The organism is Cloacibacillus sp. (genome assembly GCF_020860125.1).
Lineage (GTDB): Bacteria > Synergistota > Synergistia > Synergistales > Synergistaceae > Cloacibacillus.
In genome coordinates this window covers 1-18,323 of the sequence record NZ_JAJBUX010000123.1, presented here as the reverse complement: position 1 = coordinate 18,323, position 18,323 = coordinate 1, and the positions used below count along the sequence as shown (strand labels likewise).

Sequence of the window (18,323 nt, the reverse complement as noted above, 5' to 3'; positions counted from 1 at the left end):
CCTATATCCCCACGGCGACGGAGCCGGCGATTATAAGGACGATCCCCGTCCACTGCAGTTTCAAAAGCCGCTCTTTGAGGGCGAAGTGGCCGAAGAGCGCGGCGATGAGTGGACTTGTGGCCGTGATAGCCGTCACGATCGCCACCGGCATCACGACAAGACAGGTCGCGTAGACGATGGAACCAAGGCAGAGGCCGACGAAGGCCGCCCCCGCAAAGTATATGGCTGCTGTGGGCCGGACGCTCCGCAGCGGGATCGTCAGCGCGGGGCGGTATTTTACGGTGACGATGCGCGCGACGACGGAGATTACGAGAAAGGCGAGGGAGCGATAGAAGGTGACTTCGACAAGGCCGAGTTCTGAGGTGATGATTACAAGCTTCGTCATCGGCGCGGATAGGGCCCAGAAGCATCCGGCGGCAATGGCGAAGGCAAAGCCCTTCATCAGCCTGCGCTTATTATGGAGCGCCGCCGCCGCGTCGTTTGTCTCCTTGATCTTTTCTCCGCCGAAGCGGAGCAGCAATATGCCTGAGACCACAACGAAGACGCCCCAGAGCAGCTTCATCGTCACTGGCTCACCTAGAAGTATCCAGGAGGTGAAGATCACCAGTATCGGGTAGCCGTTCGCTATCGGCACAGCGAGGCTTACGCCGATCTCACGGATGGCGATGAAGTAAAAGAGGTCTCCGAGCAGATAACCGGCCGAGACGCCGGCAAACAGATAGAAATAGATCAGCGGCGAGGTGACGGGCGTTATGTGTCCGCCGTTGTATATCAGCGCGATGATGAGCGAAGTGACAAAAAAGACAACGGCGCGGAAGGGATTTACTTCGTGTATCGAACACTTTGAGATCGCGAGGCCATAGTTGACCATAATGGGCGAAGCAGCCCACATCGCGGCGGCAAGAAAACTGAGCAGAAAACCCCATAACGGCATCGGCAGACCCTCCCTGTACACCTGATATATTGTACACTATTTTTTTACATGGTGCGTGAGATGGGCGGCTCACTTTTGCCTCTTTTGTGATATAGTGTGCGATACAGAAAAATATTAAGGAGACGTGAGCGGAGAATGGATTTCTTCATCCACACATTTGAGGCGGTAACGTGGCAAAACCTTGTGATGATGGGAGTCGGCGGATTGCTGATCTATCTGGCGGTCAAAAAGGAGTTTGAGCCGAATCTGCTGCTGCCGATGGGATTTGGGACGATACTTGTGAACCTTCCCCTTTCTTCCGCGATAGACCAGATCGCGGGCGGCAAGCTCATCGAGGGGGCGCTTTCGATGTTCTTCAAGATCGGTATCGCCACGGAGATCATGCCACTGCTGATCCTGATCGCCGTTGGCGCGATGTGCGACTTCACGCCGCTGCTGGCAAACCCGAAGATGTTCCTCTTCGGCCTTACCGCGCAGATGGGTATATTCCTCACCATGGGCCTCGCGCTATTCTTTGGCTATGATATCTACGAGGCGGCCTCGATCGGTATCATCGGCGCCGCGGACGGGCCGACTTCGATATATGTATCGACGCGTTTCGCGCCTAACCTGCTGGGACCGATATCGGTGGCGGCCTATACATACATGGCCCTTGTGCCGCTCATTCAGCCGCCGGTGATTTTGGCCCTCACCACCAAGAACGAGCGCTGCATGAAGATGCCCTACGCCGACCGGCCGGTGTCACGCCGCATGCTGATACTCTTCCCGATACTCATAACCATTCTCGGCGGTATCGTCGCCCCCGCCTCCGTCTCACTGCTCGGCTTTGTCATGTTCGGCAACCTGCTGCGCGTCAGCGGCGTCACCGACCGTCTCTCCAACGCCGCGCAGAACGAGCTGGCAAATATTGTGACAATACTCTTGGGCTTTGCGATCGCCGCGACGATGACGGGTGAAAAATTCGTCAACGTGAATACTCTCGTGATAATCGCGATGGGGCTTGTCGCCTTCGTGCTGGACACCGCGGGCGGCGTGCTCACCGCGAAGCTGCTGAATCTCTTCCTGCCGAAAGATAAGCGCATCAACCCGATGATCGGGGCGGCGGGGATATCGGCCTTCCCGATGTCCGCGCGCACCATCCAGCGGCTGGGACAGAAGGCCGACCCCAGCAACCACCTGCTGATGCACGCCGTCGGCGCCAACGTCGCGGGGCAGATCGGCTCCGTGCTCGCGGGAGGCGCGCTGCTGGCTTATCTCGGGTAAGTACTTTTTACTGTTATATTAAATTATATAAGCTACAATATCCGCATATAGTGTGCTACAATACTCAAGTTGTGTTTTTCGCCGCAACTTAAAGATTAATCTGTCAAGTATTGAAGCATACTTGTAGGCATAACATCTTGCGGAGGTCTGATATGAGTAATTATTCTAGCGAACAGGAATTATATCCGGAAAATTGTGATGAGGAAATGTCCATACTGGATATACTTATAGTCCTTGCCGAACAGAAAAAGCTGATTATCGGAACGGTGCTGCTCTTTACTCTGGCGGGGCTTCTTTACGCGTTCTTCCTTACGGAGCCAAAATACAGCAGCGAAGTCCAGATGATGCCGCTTACGTCGTCCGTGTTGGATAACGGGGACTTCGCGGTACAGATGCCGGGCAATATTGTTGGCGGCGTTATCTTGAGCAACGCCACGCTTGACGTCGTGATCGACGAATTTGGCCTGCTGAAGACAAGGGGTGGCGGCTCGCAGTCGCGGATCACCGCGAGAAGAGAGCTCGAAAAAGATATAAAAGTGGACATTGATAAAAACAGTGTCATCACGCTCAAAGTAGATGCCTCCGAACCGGAGACGGCAATGAAGATGGCCGGCTTCATCTACAACAAGACAGTTGGCACGCTCGAAGAGATGGGGATCACCGCTACGGTTTCCAACAAAGACGCCTACCTTGAAGGGACGATCAAGAAAAAAATCAATGAGATAGAGAAAAAATCATCTGATGGCGGCAGTCCAAAGATCACTTCGCTGCTGGACCTGTATACTATGTTGACCCAATATGACGAAAACCGTAAAATAAAAGACAAGAGCCCAATGGTGATACAGCTTATTTCGCCCGCTTCGCTGCCCGATGAAAAGGCGCCGCAGGGACGTGGTAAAATTGTGGTATTATCGGCGCTGTTGGGGTTATTTTGTGCTGTGATGCTCGCCTTTGCGCGTCATTTTTGGAAATCCTCTGACGAAGACGCCGCCACGGCGGAGAAAAAGAAACGCCTGAGGATGCTGCTGCGTTCCTAATTTAAGAGGAGGATAAAGATGGCAACGACTGGGCCGTTCTACCGAAAGATACTCTCAATAGTATTATGGTTCGGCATGCGCAACAGACGCGTGCTGCTGGTCGACTTTTTATCTTTAATAGTTGCCGTCTTCACTGGTTACGCGCTGCGCCTCTCATACCTGCTTGAGGGGCGGTATGTTAACGATTTTCTGGTCACGGCGGCGGTATTTTCCATCATCATCCTTGCCTCGCTCTTCGCGGGACAGACATATACGGTAATGTGGCCGCGGGCCAGCATAGAAGAATATGCGCGGTTTTCCAGCTGGTACTGGATCGGTGTCTGCGTATTCCTCGCCTTCAACAGCACATTTCGGGTGGTTGGCGTGCCGCGGTCGTCGTTCCTAATCTTTATACTGATCGCCTTCATCCTTCTGACGGGAACGCGGGCCGTCTGGCGTCTGGCGCTCGTCAGCCGCAACGCCCACAATATGCCCGAACAGCGCGTGCTCATTGTGGGAGCCGGCGAGGCCGGAACTATACTTGCGCGCGACCTTCTGCGGAATTCCTCGGTGATGTATCCCGTCGGCTTCATCGACGACGACCCGAATCTGCGCAACATGACCGTGGCCTCGCTTAAGGTGCTGGGCGGCAAACAGGATATCTCCACACTAATAAAACGCTGCGCGGTCGATACGGTGCTGATCGCGATCCCCTCGGCTACCGGCGCGCAGATGAGAGAATATGTCGAGATACTGAGTAAAGAAAAGGTGACGGTGCGTGTGCTTCCCAGCCTGCTCACCCTTGCGGACGGACAGGTGAACGTCAGCCGTCTGCGCTCAGTCAACCTGGAGGACCTGCTGCGCCGTGAGCCGATAAAACTTGACGATGAAAACATCAAATCGCTGATAGGCGGCAAAACCGTGCTTGTCACCGGTGCCGGGGGCTCCATCGGCTCCGAGATATGCCGCCAGCTGCTTGCGCGCCAGCCGGAAAAGCTCCTGGCCCTTGGCCACGGGGAACAGTCGATCTATCTGCTGATGGAATCCCTTGCCGAGTGTGGCAACACCGTGCCGGTGATTCCGATAATCGCCGATATCGCCGACGAAACGACGATGAAGTCGATATTCGAGCGGTTCGCGCCGCAGGTCGTATTCCACGCGGGGGCGCATAAACATGTGCCGCTGATGGAGGACAACCCGCGCGAGGCGCTGCGCGTCAACGCCTATGGCACCTGGAACATCGCCACGCTCGCCGGCAGGTATAACGTGGAGCGTTTCGTGATGATCTCCACCGATAAGGCGGTGCACCCCACAAGCGTGATGGGGGCGACGAAGCGCGCCGCCGAGCGCCTGCTGCTCTCCGTACAGCAGGAATACCCCCGGACTAAATACATGGCCGTGCGCTTCGGCAACGTTCTCGGCAGCCGCGGCAGCGTCGTGCCGAAATTTGAGCGCCAGATAGCCGAGGGCGGTCCCGTTACCGTCACCCACCCGCAGATGAAACGCTACTTCATGCTCATCCCCGAGGCCGTCAGCCTCGTGCTCCAGGCCGGCGCGATGGGCGATGGGGGCGAACTCTTTGTCTTAGACATGGGCGAGCCGGTTAACATCTCCGACATGGCCGAAACCCTCATTCGCCTGCACGGCTATGAACCGCACAAAGATATACAGATAAAATATACCGGTATCCGCACGGGTGAAAAACTCTACGAGGAGCTATTCTACGACCCCGGCCACGTGGATACGACGGGACATGCGAAAATATTCAAAAGCAAGCTGACGCCGGAGGCGGAAAGCATCTTGCCGACGGTGAGCGCCATCCTCCTTAACGCGGCGAGTGGAGAATTATCCGGAGATTCGCTGAAAGAGGAGATACTCGGTCTGGGGATAGAGACTACGCAAAAACAAAAGGCATAACCAAAGAGGATTACTTTCTGCTATCCAAAGGCAGAAAACATAATGTGCGTGTACGGTAAAATTTAACAAACTATTGCGTGAAAAAATAAAACGTTATACCGTGGCCAGCTTAACTTATGAGTAAATATTCGTGGCAAAAAGGTAGCCTTATCAAAATGACGAATTTTGTGGAAAATAAAAAAAGAAAGATACTTGAACTGGACTACGTAAAAGCTATAATCTATGTTAGAATATCCGAGACTAAAATAGTATAGGGTCAACGGTATTTTTATTGGCGGCCTGTGAAAACGAAATTGGTAATAATATTGACGTTGGGGTGCGAGGTACAGATGGCTGATAATAGCTCACATATTTATATCGTAACCAAGCGCGTTATGGATTTTGTCCTAGCGCTGAGTGCTGTTGTCCTGCTCTCCCCAGTACTGATTGCAATAGCTCTGCTGATAAAGCTGGATACTCCCGGCCCCATATTTTTTAAGCAAAAACGAATCGGCATACATAAATCACATTTTTACATCTATAAATTCCGTACCATGAGAATAGATACACCAAAGGATATGCCGACGCACCTTCTGGCTAACCCTGATGCGTATATAACAAAGATAGGTAGATTCCTGCGTAAGACGAGTCTGGATGAATTACCACAGATAATAAATATACTAGCCGGTCAGATGGCACTCATCGGCCAGTATTATGGAATCAGTATGTGGCAGATAGCGACACAGAAGAATTAGGAAAGAGTGGATTTTAATGCTGGATTATAAAACACATTGCGTCACGAAAGAAATCAGCAGACCGGATAAAAGAATCCTGCTCTCATACCCCCATATGAGCGGAGACGAGCTGAATTTCATCAAAGAGGCGTTTGATTCTAACTGGATAGCGCCACTTGGTCCCCATGTAGATGCCTTTGAAAAAGAAACTGCGGAATACACCGGAGTAAAAGCGGCGCTTGCCCTCTCATGTGGCAGTGCGGCAATCCATCTAGGTTTACGGTTGCTGGACGTCAAGGCCGGTGACGTGGTATTCTGCTCCACCCTGACATTTATCGCCTCCGTCGCCCCGGCAGTCTACCAAAAAGCTACGCCTGTCTTCATCGATTCCGACGAAGATACATGGAACATGTCTCCCGTCGCTCTACAAAAGGCCTTTGACGATGCCGTAAAAACCGGCAAAATGCCCAAATGCGTCATCGTGGCCGAACTCTACGGGCAGCCGCCTAAGATGGATGAGATTTGCGCGATCTGCAATAGATATGGTGTCCCAATACTTGAAGACGCTGCGGAGGCGCTTGGCGCGTCATACTACGGAAAGATGTGCGGCTCCTTTGGAAAAGTCGGAATATATTCATACAACGGCAACAAGATAATAACCACCTCAGGCGGCGGGATGCTCCTCTCCGACGACGAAGAATACATCCAAAAGGCCCGTTTTTGGGCGACACAGGCACGTGACAGCGCCCCATGGTACGAACATACGGAAATAGGTTACAACTACAGGATGAGCAACCTGCTCGCTGCCGTCGGACGCGGACAGATGCTCCATCTTGAAGAGCGTATCGCAAGAAGGCGTGAAATTTACGCGACATACAAAAAAGAGCTGTCCGATACCCACGGCATATCATTCATGCCTGAAGCACCCAAATGCCACTCCATCCAATGGCTGACGGCAATTACGGTAGCCCCGTCGACGGGGAAAAACTTTATGGACATAATCAACTACATGAACCAACAAAACATAGAATGCCGTCCTGTATGGAAACCGATGCACCTCCAGCCGTACTTTGCCGGAAGCAAATACTTCACGCATGATGAAGGTGAAAATGGAAGCGTATCCGACAACCTCTTCAACACCGGTATCTGCCTGCCCTCTGCTTCTGCGATGACCGAGGAAGAACAGGACTGGGTAATAAAATCCCTAAAGGAGTGCCTCTCAAAATAAAATGACGAGAGACAAACCATTTCAGAGGATATTAAAAAGAATATTCGACATCAGCGGAGCTGCCATCGGGATATTGGTGTTCTCACCAATATTGCTGTGGACGGCATACAAAATAACCAGAGAAATGGGATGCCCTGTTTTCTTCAACAGAATGAGAGCAGGAAAAGAGGGAAAGCCGTTCAAACTATATAAATTCCGGACGATGACCGACGCAAAAGACAAAAACGGAGAGCTCCTGCCAGATGCGGAAAGACTGACGCCGCTGGGACAAAAAATACGTTCGTCGAGCATAGACGAACTGCCGCAGCTCATAAACGTCTTGAAGGGGGAAATGAGCCTTGTAGGGCCGAGGCCGTTACTACTGGAATACGTGCCGTTATATAACAAAGACCAGAAACGACGTCTTGATGTTCCGCAAGGCATAACCGGCTGGGCGCAGATACATGGACGCAACGCGATAACGTGGGAAGAAAAATTCAAGAACGACATCTGGTACATAGACAACTGGTCGTTCCTGCTGGACATGAAGATCATCCTCATGACGATACAAAAAGTACTGAAACATGAGGGAATAAGCGCCGAAGGCGAAGCGACGATGCCGCTGTTTAAAGGAAGTGACGGCTATGCCGCAAGATAAAGATATATATATCATAGGCGCAGGTGGTCATGCCAAAGTTATTATCGCTCTGCTTGAGGAACAGGGGAGAAAATGCCTGGGGATCTTTGACGACAACCAGAAACTGTGGGGGACAAAACTATGGGACATTCCCATCACAGGGCCAATAGTATCACTTCCGGATAAACAGAACATTTCAGCCGTCATTGCTATCGGAAACAACGAAGTGCGCCGCAATATCAGCAAAAATTTTGTAAATGTGCGCTGGGATACATTGGTTCACCCTCATGCGTGGATTCATAAGTCTGTAACCATAAAGGAAGGGTCTGTGATATTTGCAGGTGTGGTTATTCAGCCCGATACAGTTATAGGCGCTCATACAATAATCAATACATCAGCTTCGATTGACCACGACTGCCGTATTGGAAATTTTTGTCATATCGCACCAGGCTGTCATCTTGCTGGTGGTGTGCAGATGGAAGATGGTTCGTTCTTAGGAGTAAATTCCGCTGTTCTTCCATGTATCAACATAAGTTCCGATATTGTCGTTGGCGCTAACGGGGTTGTTATTAATGATCTGCGAATCCCTGGCACATATGTTGGTGTGCCTGCCAGAAAAATAAAGTGATGAAAAACATCTGGATTTTTAACCATTATGCTAATACTCCTTCACAAGGACCTTCACTAAGACATTTTTACTTTGCTTTAGGTCTGGAAAAAGCAGGTTTTGCTTCAATTGTCTTTGCGTCAAATGTATCTCATTTTAACGGCAATGATGTTAAGATTGAGCAGGGCAAATATATAATAGAGAATTCTGAAAAAGTTCCCTTTGTATATGTAAAAACATCTCCATATAATAAAGGAAACGGATTTTCGCGAATAAAGAACATGATGTCGTTTTTTTTCAATTTATTACGAATCGTTAAGCCTGTTGCCTCTCGTTTTGGTACTCCAGATGTTATTTTGGCTTCAAGCGTACATCCTTTGACATGTGTAGCTGGTATTCTGATTGCAAGGAAATTCTCCGTCCCCTGCGTAGCGGAGATCAGGGACTTGTGGCCCGAAGCTATCTTCTCCTTTGGCAAACTGAAAAAAGAAAGCCTTCCCGGCAAAATACTTCTTGCAGGAGAAAAATGGATATACAAAAACGCAGACGCCATCATCTTCACGAAAGAGGGAGATGTTGATTATATAAAAGAAATGGGTTGGGATGAAAATCACGGCGGCCCTGTCGACCTGCATAAATGTCATTATATAAACAATGGCGTCAACCTGCAGTCCTTTTATCAAAACATGGAAGAAAACGTTCTGCATGACAATGACCTTAATGACGCGTCATTTAAGGTGGTGTATGCCGGCGCCATAAGGCCGGTAAACAACGTTGAATGTATTGTGGACGCGGCAAAGATTATAAAAAAAGACGCCCCCAACATAAAAATTCTCATCTATGGCGACGGCAGTGACCTTGAACGTCTCAAAAAACGTGTCGTGGACGAAAAAATAGACAACGTCATTTTTAAGGGCTTTGTAGAAAAGAAGTACATCCCGTACATCTTATCAAAGTCATCCGTTAACATTCTAAATTATTCACAAACAAAGTTTAACTGGGGCAGGGGCAACAGCTCCAATAAACTGTTTGAATACATGGCCAGCAAAAAGCCTGTGATTTCCACGGTAAAAATGGGCTACTGCATAATTGACCGCTATCAATGCGGCATCTCTCTGTCTGAAAATACGGCGGAATGTTTGGCTTTAGCAATATTAAAGATAAAGAATATGCCCTGTGAAGAATACAAGAAAATGGTGGATAACGCCGGTCTAGGGGCTCAGGATTTTGATTTCTCCGTATTGACAGGCAAACTTATCAAAGTCTTTGAGAGCGTCGGGGTAACTGTAAGATGAAAAACATCCTACAGCTCGTCATAAAAGAATATGGTGCCTGCTGGTTGCTGAATCGGTCGCTCTATAGCCTAAAACTAAAGAGCCTCCGGCTGCTGCCCTTTGCCGAAAGATTCTTTGAACATAATGCAGCGGTATCGCGTATAGATATCTTTGAGATAAAAACTGACGCCATAAAAGATTTTCTTAAGAAACTGCCTATAGAGAAGCAGAAAGAGATAATCTCCCGTGCGGACAACGCCTTATCAGGCGTTTTATTCGCCTTCTCCTGCCATAACTTCGATTACAAGAATCCGATTGATTGGCATTATTCTCCCGTTACAAAAATGTCCAGCCCCAAAGATTCAAAATGGTACAAACTGCCTGATTTTGATCCGAACAGAGGGGATATCAAGGTAATATGGGAAGCGTCGAGATTTACTCATGGCTACTGTCTGGTACGTGCCTTTTTGCTTACCGGCGACGTCAAATACTTTGAAGCCTTCGCCGCTCATGTCAAGAGCTGGCTGAAAGACAACTCCTACTCCTATGGCATAAATTATAAGTGTGGGCAGGAATGCGCCATCAGGATGATCAATATTCTCATCGTCTATTTAGCCTTCAAAGAGGCTGGAATGGCATCTTCAGAGTTGAAAAACAATGTCGGGACTATTGTAAAAGACAGCTACAAGAAAATACTTTCGAACTTCTTCTATGCCCGAAGGTGCATAAAAAATAACCATACGATATCCGAGATAACAGGGCAGATTATCGGCGCTTGGTGCTGCGAGGACGATAAAAAGGTCGCGGAAATGTATGCCTTGCTTGAAGAGACGATTTCAGATCAGTTCTATGCGGATGGCGGATATAAGCAGTTTTCTTCCAACTATCAGAGGCTTGTGCTTCAGTTGATGGAATGCCTGTTCAGCATCGCACCAAAGACGGGCCATTACTTATCTAAAAAGGCAAATGAGATTATAAAAAACAGCGCCCAGTTGCTTTTTATGATGCAAAACGAGGATGGTTATGTACCGAATTACGGATCTAATGACGGAGCCCTGATTTTCCCTGTTGCCTCACAGGATTACAGAGACTATCGCCCTGTTATAAACACGGTATATGCCGCCGCGGCTGGCAGCAGATTATATAAGGCCGGAGATTATGATGAAGAACTATTGTGGTTTGTCGGCAAGACCGACTTCCCAATAATGGCTCCCGAACGCAAAAGCGTATCTTACGATATGTCGGGTTACTACATACTGCGTTCGGGAGAGAGCTTCCTCGTAACATATCTTCAAAACTATAAAAGTAGACCAGGGCATATGGATCAGCTGCATATGGATTTATGGTACAAGGGCGTCAATATTTTTTGTGACGGAGGCACCTATTCTTACGCAGACGCATCAGGGAAGTCTCTGGCGCGAACCGCTTCGCACAATGTCCTGATGATCAATGATCTGGATCAGATGGATTCAGATGGAGCCTTCTTAATATACAACTGGACAAAACGAACAAAATTTAACATGAATGATAAATACTTTTCTGGAACATTATCCGCTAGAAATGGCAGTTATTTCCATAAAAGAGACATAAAAATAGAAGAGAACGGCTATGTAATTTTCGATTCCGTTGAAACGGATATCGAAGGCGAAGCCACGCTCTTTTTCCATTCGCCATGCGATATCTCGGTCAGAGAGGGTGGATTCCGCCTAATGCGCGATAAAAAACATTTATGTGATGTACGGGTAAACGGGGATCTCTCGTTATGTTCGTCGTATATGAGTTCCCATTATTACGAATTAGAAAAAATCAGTTGTGTCATGGTAAAACAGAAAATCACAGATAGAAAATGCGTCTTTGAAACACACATTAACTTTATAGATAGCGATAAGGAGAATAACGGATGATCAACGTAATAGGTCTTGGTTACATTGGACTACCAACTGCCCTTATGCTTGCGTCTCATGGTATGGAAGTCGTTGGTACGGATTACAACAAAGAACTGGTTACTCAGCTTAATACTGGACATACAACCTTTGAAGAGCGTGGTCTTGATGAACTGTTTAAAGCTGCGGTCAACGTTGGGATAAAGTTTTCGCATGAATACCAGAAAACGGATATATACATCGTAGCCGTGCCAACGCCCTATGACAAACGAAGCAAGAAGCTTGACGCGCGTTATGTGGTCATGGCCGTCAAAGAAATTATGAAGGTCTGTCCCAAGGGCGCGACTGTCGTTCTTGAATCCACGGTATCTCCCGGCACCGTTGAGAAGTATATCCGTCCCATTGTAGAGAAAAGTGGTTTTGTCACCGGCAGAGACATCCACCTGGCTCATGCGCCTGAACGCATCATTCCTGGTAATATGGTCTATGAGCTTAAGCACAATGCCCGTACAGTCGGTGCGGATGATGTTAAAATAGCAGAGAAGGTAAAAAAAATATATGCTTCATTCTGTGAAGGAGAGATAGTTACTACAGATATCCGCACAGCAGAAATGACAAAAGTGGTCGAAAATACCTTTCGTGATATCAACATTGCTTACGCCAACGAGCTTGCCAAGATTTGCCGCAGTGATAATATGGATGTATATGAAATAATCCGCATTGCCAACAAGCATCCACGTGTGAATGTACTCAGCCCAGGCCCTGGAGTTGGCGGGCATTGTATCTCTGTTGACCCATGGTTTCTTGTAGGTAACTACCCTGGTTTGGCAAACATTATACTAGCCGCTCGCAAAATAAACGATTCCATGCCGGAATTTGTCCTTGAACGCATCCATGACATAATGAGAGAGACGGGGCTTAATGATGTCTCCCGTGTTGGCTTATACGGCCTTACATACAAAGAAGATGTTGACGATATCCGTGAAAGTCCGACTTTGCAAATGCTTGATTGTATGAAAAAGCATCTGGCTAGTGGTATAAAAATATATGACCCGTGGGTAAAATGCGATGTTGTCGCTAATCAATATCACGAATTCGAAGCCTTTCTGAGAGATGTCGATATGGTGGTAATTCTTGTTGGGCATAGCGAAATTCGCGAAAAGATGGAAATGTTGAGAGGTAAAATCATCCTCGATACCAGAAAAATATGCACTTTGCCGAATATATATACGCTGTGAGTGAGGAGATACCAGATGAAACAGCTGTTTATGATGGTCAATGATGGCTCAGTAAAAATTATAGATACGCCTTCACCTATCGTAAAAGATAACTATGTAATCGTAGAGACGGAATATACCGTTGTCAGTGCTGGCACAGAGCGCGGACTTACCTCTTTTGGAGGAAAGAATCTTGTACAAAAGGTTCTGGCACGTCCCGATCAAGCACGGAAAATTATTGAAAAAATGTCTACGGATGGCATTCTTACAACTTTGGATGTAGCTCTCACTCGCTTGGCTGAGCCTATGCCTATGGGCTATTCTGGTGTGGGAACTGTGGTGGCCTGCGGGCGCGGAGTGACTGATATTGTGGAAGATGACCGTGTCGCTATGGTAGGTCAAGCTTATCACGCGGAAGTCAACCGCGTAAACCGAAACCTAATCGCTAAATTGCCGGAAGGGCTCAACGATTATCGCCAATATGCAATGTGCGCGCTTGGTGGTATCGCCTTGCAGGGTATCCACCAGGCAAATATCATAGCAGGAGAAACGGTGGCAGTTATAGGACTTGGCTTGGTTGGTCACATTACAGCCCGTATACTCAATGCTTATGGCTGTGATGTCATTGCATATGATATCACCGATAAGCGATTACCTGGAACACGTCTTAAAGCATTTATAAATTCCAACAGTGAAAACGCTGCTGACATGACCAGGTCGCTCACAAAAGGTAATGGTGTCGATAAGGTCATTATTACTGCTGCCACAGATTCCAATTCCCCTATGGACCTAGCAGCCGATATTGCCCGTGACCGTGGCATTATCTGCATGATTGGTGTCACTCAGATGAATCTTGATCGCCGCCCCTATTACGCGAAAGAATTGACATTCACAATTGCTCGATCATATGGTCCAGGACGGTATGATCCTAGTTATGAAGACAATGGTGTGGACTACCCCATTGGCCATGTACGCTTTACTGAAGGTCGAAATATCGAAGAGTTTGTCCGGCTCATCAGCGAGGGCCGAGCTGATTTTACCGATCTCATCACACATGTTATTCCATTCGAGGAAGCTGCCAGGGCGTATGAGATGATCACGACTAACACGAATCATGAGCGCTATATTGGTGTACTTCTCCAGTATCCAGAACGCGATAAAAAATGGACACCAGTCATTACAAACTCCGCAAAAAAAATAATTGGCGGCAAAATTCGAGTCGGACTTATTGGCTCCGGTAATTTTTCTAGAAATACCCTACTCCCGATTATGCAGAGTACAGGGCTATACGAGCTTAAAGCTCTTGCTAGTACTGGTGGTATTGGTGCAGCGCAGGCGTCGAGTTCTTTTTACTTTGAATATATAACTAACGAGTACAGGAGACTCATTGATGATCCAGAGATTGATCTTGTAATTATCTCGACCAACCATAATACCCATGCGAAGTTCATCCTTGAAGCGTTGGAAGCTAACAAGCATGTGTATTGTGAAAAACCGCTGTGTCTAACGCTTGATGAACTGGAGCATATCGAGTCGGCGTATAGATCATCTAACGGTGAGCTTTTTTGCGGTATGAACAGACGCTATTCACCTCTGGTTAATAAAATAAAGGAGATGTTGTCCACAGATAAAATTCCAGCTGTTTATGACTATATTGCTAATGCAGGCTATATTCCAGAGAACCACTGGACGCAGGATGAAGCTGTCGGAGGAGGGCGGATCATTGGCGAAGCATGTCATTTTGTGGATACGATCCAATACCTTGATGGCAGCAAATTGGAGTCATTGGACGTCACATACGCTGCCAACGAAGCTTATCCGAAGAATGATAACGCCATCGTAACATTACGTTTTTCCTCGGGTGCGGCGGCAAGCATAATCTACACCTCTATGGGATCCAAGAAGTATCCTAAAGAACAGCTTAGAGTGTTTTCCAATGGTTCTGTGTGCGAACTGAACAACTACATTAGCATGAGGATTTACGGGAATATCAAAGCAGTTATGATCAAATTGCGGCAGGATAAGGGTATCTATGATGAATATAAGCATATTGCGTCTGTGATCTCAGGCAAATCAGAGAACAATGCTATTGAGGATGCATTTGTGAACCATAGAATGATTTTTGAAAGAATTTTTGGAGGTAAACAATGAATAATCTAGAGTACAGGATCTGTACTAACTGCATTATGGACACTTCTGATCCGCAAATTAGATTTGATAAAAATGGTCATTGTGATTTTTGCGATAATTATTATAATACTATCCTTCCAAGCTGGCATCCTGACGAACAAGGTAGTAAAGAACTGCTTAACATTTCTGATAAAATAAGACGTGATACTGCCGATAAAAAATATAATTGCATCATTGGTATGAGCGGAGGTACAGATAGCTCTTATTTGACCTATGTTGTTAAAGAAAAGCTATCTCTTAATTCGTTACTGGTTTCGGTGGATACTGGTTGGAACTTAAATGTTGCCAATAATAATGTTGATAACCTTGTTAAAAAGTTAGGGTTGGATATCGTTACTCTTACGATAAACTGGGAAGAAATGAAAGACCTACAGTTGGCTTTCTTTAAATCAGCTGTACCATATCAAGATACGCCTCAGGACACGGCGATCTTCTCTGCATTGTGCAATTATGCCGCGAAAAATGGTTTCAAATATGTGATGACTGGCGGAAATAATTCGACAGAGTGTGTTAAACCCCCACAGGAATGGACATATTACAACGATGTTAAGCTACTGCGTGATATTCATAGGTGTTTTGGTACACGGCCATTAAAAGAGTTTCCACTTTGCAGTATGTTTAAATACCGCATCTGGTATCGATATTTTAAGGGAATCAAAGTTGTTAAGCCTTTAAACTATGTGGACTACAGGAAGGATGCTGCTACAGTGTTGCTTTCAGATAGGTTTGGCTGGGAACAGTATGCTAACAAACATTATGAAGATCGCTTCACTAGATTTTATGAAGGCTGGTGGCTACCGCGTAAATTTGGTTATGATAAGCGTCGTTGCTATTTCTCAAGTCTTATCTTAACTGGACAGATGACTAGGGATGAAGCATTGAAAGAGATTGCTGAACAACCTTATGACGAAGGCATCGCTCAAGAAGATATGGAGTTTATATGTGATAAACTTGGAATTACAACAATAGAATTGATGGAATTCTTCAGATTGCCTAATAAAACATTCAGGGATTATAAAAACAGCTTTGGCATGATAAACAAAGCAATAAAGTTGGCCATGCTTTTAGGAATTGAAAAAAGGAATTTCAGGAAATGAGTATTAATAGTTGTTTTGTGGTTAATCTCGTCAATTGTTATGCAAATGAAATGGAAGTACTAGAGTATGCTGCTATGTTAACAAAACAAGATGTAGCAGAAAGAATATATTTAATTATAAATATAAATCTTTTTTCTGATGGGTGGAATAAAGTCAGGTTGTTAAAAGCGTTAGAAGGCTTGGCAATAAAATCTTATGTAGTTGATGCTTGCAAAAATTTAGGCTATTTAAATGGAATGCTAAATGGCTATAAAGAGTTTAAACGGCATGAACCTGACATTATGATTAAGTGGGTTATAATGAGTAATACGGATATTGAAATACAATCAGAGACGTTCATTTCTGATCTATTCATAAAGGAATATCCAGAAAAAGTAGCGTGCATTGGGCCTTCTATATATCAACTGCAATCTAAATCTTATGGTAATCCTCAGTATATGAAGAGACATACAAAAGAAAAATTAGATATACTATTGTTTGTTCTAAAATTCTCATATCTTGCAAAAATATATTTTTATCTTTCTTACTTAAAATCATTATTTAGAAAAAAAGAGAAACCTGAGAGTTGCTTTATTGAAGAAGCTCATGGATGTTTTTTTATTATTTCAGAAAAAATTATAATAGAAATGTTGAAAAGACCTTTTCCGTGTTTAATGTATAGTGAAGAGGCTTATATATCAGAAATTATCAGGTTATTAGGTTATAAAGAGTATTATGATTCTGAATTGGAAGTGACGCATAAAGAGAAAAAAGTAACGGGAAAACTGAAGACATCTGTAAAAGTTCATATGATGAGAGAATCCGTAATGTTCATTAGGAATATGTATTACGATTCACAAAGAAAGCAGTTTTAGTATGCAAAATGTCGCTGTGTCTATAATAACATATAATCCTGATATAATAACACTGATAAAATTGTTGAAAAGTCTGCCACCTAAGCTTGACATTTATATCATTGACAATGGTTCGTCAAATTTTAAATCTATAAATAATTCACTAATAACCGAATTTTACAAATATAATCTTCATGTAATGTGTAATAATGAAAACAAAGGAATAGGTGTGGCATTAAACCAAGCATTGGCAATTGCATTAAGAGAAAATAAAGATTGGTTGCTTACTATGGATCAAGACAGTGTCTGTGGCGAAGAATATTTGGTTGCCATGAGTGATTTTATAGAAAAGGATAAATTAAAAGGCAATAAAAATGAACCTTTGGCGGTAATTATTCCGACTATAAATGATGAAAATTTTAAAAAGAATATCGAAGGATCTCTAGTACATAGATTGCTTCTATATCGGAGTAATAGGAAAAAACGACTGATGCCAATCACTTCTGGTTCGTTAATAAATACACGTTTTGCCGAAACAATAGGAGGTTTTTACTCAGATCTTTTTATTGATGCCGTTGATCATGATTTTGATTTTTCTGTTTATGAAAATAATGGGCGAATAGAGAAATGCAAAAAAGCGATATTATACCACTCGTTGGGTGCCCCTATCTCAAAATATGTATGTGGAATAAAATTTGTTTTTTCTGGGCATAATCCAATACGTTATTATTATATTTATAGAAACAGATGGTTGGTATTTTATAAGCATAAAAAGATGGCGCTTATGTGGTTATTAAAATGTTTACTATGGTCAATATATGAGATTATGACAATTATGATTATTGTAGATAATAAAAAAAAATATATATCCGCAGTTTATAGTGGTACTTTGGATGGGGTATTCATGAGGAAGCGCCAACATCAAGATATTTATGATAGGTATGCTAGATAATGGATTATTTATTCCTATTTTGTATTTCTCTGCTTGTTATGATGGCAGTGACGACGCGTCGTTATGGTTTTTTTCTTAAGGGTTTAGTTCTAATAATTTTTATTGTATTTGCAATAAATTGGGATAATCCTGATTATATAGCATATAAAAATATCTATGAGGGGTATGATGTTTCCGTAGAATATGCTTATGTGATGTTAAATAAGATACTACGCGAAATTGGTCTTAATTATGCAATGTATCGTGTCATATTATCATTATTAGTGATATTTATTATACATAACGCTTTCTCAAGAATATTGCCAATAAAATATTTATTTTTCTTATTTTCGTTATATGTTATATACCCAATGTCATTAGACATTATTCAAATTCGTAACTTTATAGCAATGGCTCTTTTTCTATTTGGATTTATTGAATACACGACAAGAGATAAATACGGTAGATTATTTTTTATAACTATACTTATTATTGCTTCATGTATTCATAAATTATTTATTATCTATTTTATATATATTCTATACGATTATATCTCAAATTGTAAAATATTAAAATATGCGTATATTATAATATTATCTATCTC

16 protein-coding genes are annotated in these 18,323 nt (G+C 44.7%); 15 read left to right on the top strand and 1 reads right to left on the bottom strand.

Features of this window, described 5'->3' with window-relative positions; all coding sequences use genetic code 11:
- Position 1: 1 nt before the first annotated feature.
- Positions 2-934: a DMT family transporter gene (locus LIO98_RS15110; RefSeq protein ID WP_291958980.1), complete on the bottom strand. Its 933-nt coding sequence runs from the start codon at positions 932-934 to the stop codon at positions 2-4.
- Positions 935-1,069: 135 nt separating this feature from the next.
- Here LIO98_RS15110 and LIO98_RS15105 point away from each other — a divergent pair, with 135 nt between their 5' ends.
- The 15 genes from LIO98_RS15105 to LIO98_RS15035 form a co-directional block, all read left to right on the top strand.
- Positions 1,070-2,197 (top strand): sodium ion-translocating decarboxylase subunit beta, encoded by a 1,128-nt coding sequence (locus LIO98_RS15105; protein WP_291958979.1) that lies wholly within the window; start codon positions 1,070-1,072, stop codon positions 2,195-2,197.
- Between the two features lie 152 nt (positions 2,198-2,349).
- Positions 2,350-3,234 (top strand): Wzz/FepE/Etk N-terminal domain-containing protein, encoded by an 885-nt coding sequence (locus LIO98_RS15100; protein ID WP_291958978.1) that lies wholly within the window; start codon positions 2,350-2,352, stop codon positions 3,232-3,234.
- A gap of 18 nt (positions 3,235-3,252) precedes the next feature.
- Positions 3,253-5,130, top strand: a complete 1,878-nt coding sequence (locus LIO98_RS15095; protein WP_291958976.1) for a nucleoside-diphosphate sugar epimerase/dehydratase — start codon at positions 3,253-3,255, stop codon at positions 5,128-5,130.
- Between the two features lie 329 nt (positions 5,131-5,459).
- Entirely contained in the window at positions 5,460-5,864 is a 405-nt protein-coding gene (locus tag LIO98_RS15090) for a sugar transferase (RefSeq protein WP_291958974.1), read from the top strand.
- A 16-nt stretch (positions 5,865-5,880) separates the two neighbouring features.
- Positions 5,881-7,071, top strand: a complete 1,191-nt coding sequence (locus tag LIO98_RS15085) for an aminotransferase class I/II-fold pyridoxal phosphate-dependent enzyme (protein ID WP_291958972.1) — start codon at positions 5,881-5,883, stop codon at positions 7,069-7,071.
- 1 nt (position 7,072) lies between these two features.
- Positions 7,073-7,708 (top strand): sugar transferase, encoded by a 636-nt coding sequence (locus LIO98_RS15080; protein ID WP_291958970.1) that lies wholly within the window; start codon positions 7,073-7,075, stop codon positions 7,706-7,708.
- Positions 7,695-8,315 (top strand): acetyltransferase, encoded by a 621-nt coding sequence (locus LIO98_RS15075; protein ID WP_291958968.1) that lies wholly within the window; start codon positions 7,695-7,697, stop codon positions 8,313-8,315. Before LIO98_RS15080 ends, LIO98_RS15075 begins: the two co-directional genes overlap by 14 nt.
- On the top strand, positions 8,315-9,589 hold the full coding sequence (locus LIO98_RS15070; protein WP_291958966.1) for a glycosyltransferase family 4 protein: 1,275 nt from the start codon (positions 8,315-8,317) through the stop codon (positions 9,587-9,589). Before LIO98_RS15075 ends, LIO98_RS15070 begins: the two co-directional genes overlap by 1 nt.
- The gene (locus LIO98_RS15065) at positions 9,586-11,472 is read left to right on the top strand and encodes a heparinase II/III family protein (RefSeq protein WP_291958964.1); all 1,887 of its coding nucleotides are present in this window, start codon (positions 9,586-9,588) and stop codon (positions 11,470-11,472) included. Before LIO98_RS15070 ends, LIO98_RS15065 begins: the two co-directional genes overlap by 4 nt.
- Positions 11,469-12,689 carry a nucleotide sugar dehydrogenase gene (locus LIO98_RS15060; protein ID WP_291958962.1) on the top strand — a complete coding sequence of 407 codons (1,221 nt, stop codon included), beginning with the start codon at positions 11,469-11,471 and terminating at the stop codon, positions 12,687-12,689. The genes LIO98_RS15065 and LIO98_RS15060 overlap by 4 nt, the downstream gene beginning before the upstream one ends.
- 15 nt (positions 12,690-12,704) lie before the next feature.
- The gene (locus LIO98_RS15055; RefSeq protein ID WP_291958961.1) at positions 12,705-14,819 is read left to right on the top strand and encodes a bi-domain-containing oxidoreductase; all 2,115 of its coding nucleotides are present in this window, start codon (positions 12,705-12,707) and stop codon (positions 14,817-14,819) included.
- Positions 14,816-15,955 carry an N-acetyl sugar amidotransferase gene (locus LIO98_RS15050; protein ID WP_291958960.1) on the top strand — a complete coding sequence of 380 codons (1,140 nt, stop codon included), beginning with the start codon at positions 14,816-14,818 and terminating at the stop codon, positions 15,953-15,955. The genes LIO98_RS15055 and LIO98_RS15050 overlap by 4 nt, the downstream gene beginning before the upstream one ends.
- Positions 15,956-16,005: 50 nt before the next feature.
- Entirely contained in the window at positions 16,006-16,809 is an 804-nt protein-coding gene (locus LIO98_RS15045; protein WP_291958958.1) for a hypothetical protein, read from the top strand.
- A 1-nt stretch (position 16,810) separates the two neighbouring features.
- Positions 16,811-17,740: a glycosyltransferase gene (locus LIO98_RS15040; RefSeq protein WP_291958956.1), complete on the top strand. Its 930-nt coding sequence runs from the start codon at positions 16,811-16,813 to the stop codon at positions 17,738-17,740.
- Positions 17,740-18,323 (top strand): EpsG family protein (locus LIO98_RS15035; protein WP_291958955.1); only part of this gene is annotated, 584 nt, incomplete at its 3' end. The genes LIO98_RS15040 and LIO98_RS15035, both read left to right, overlap by 1 nt.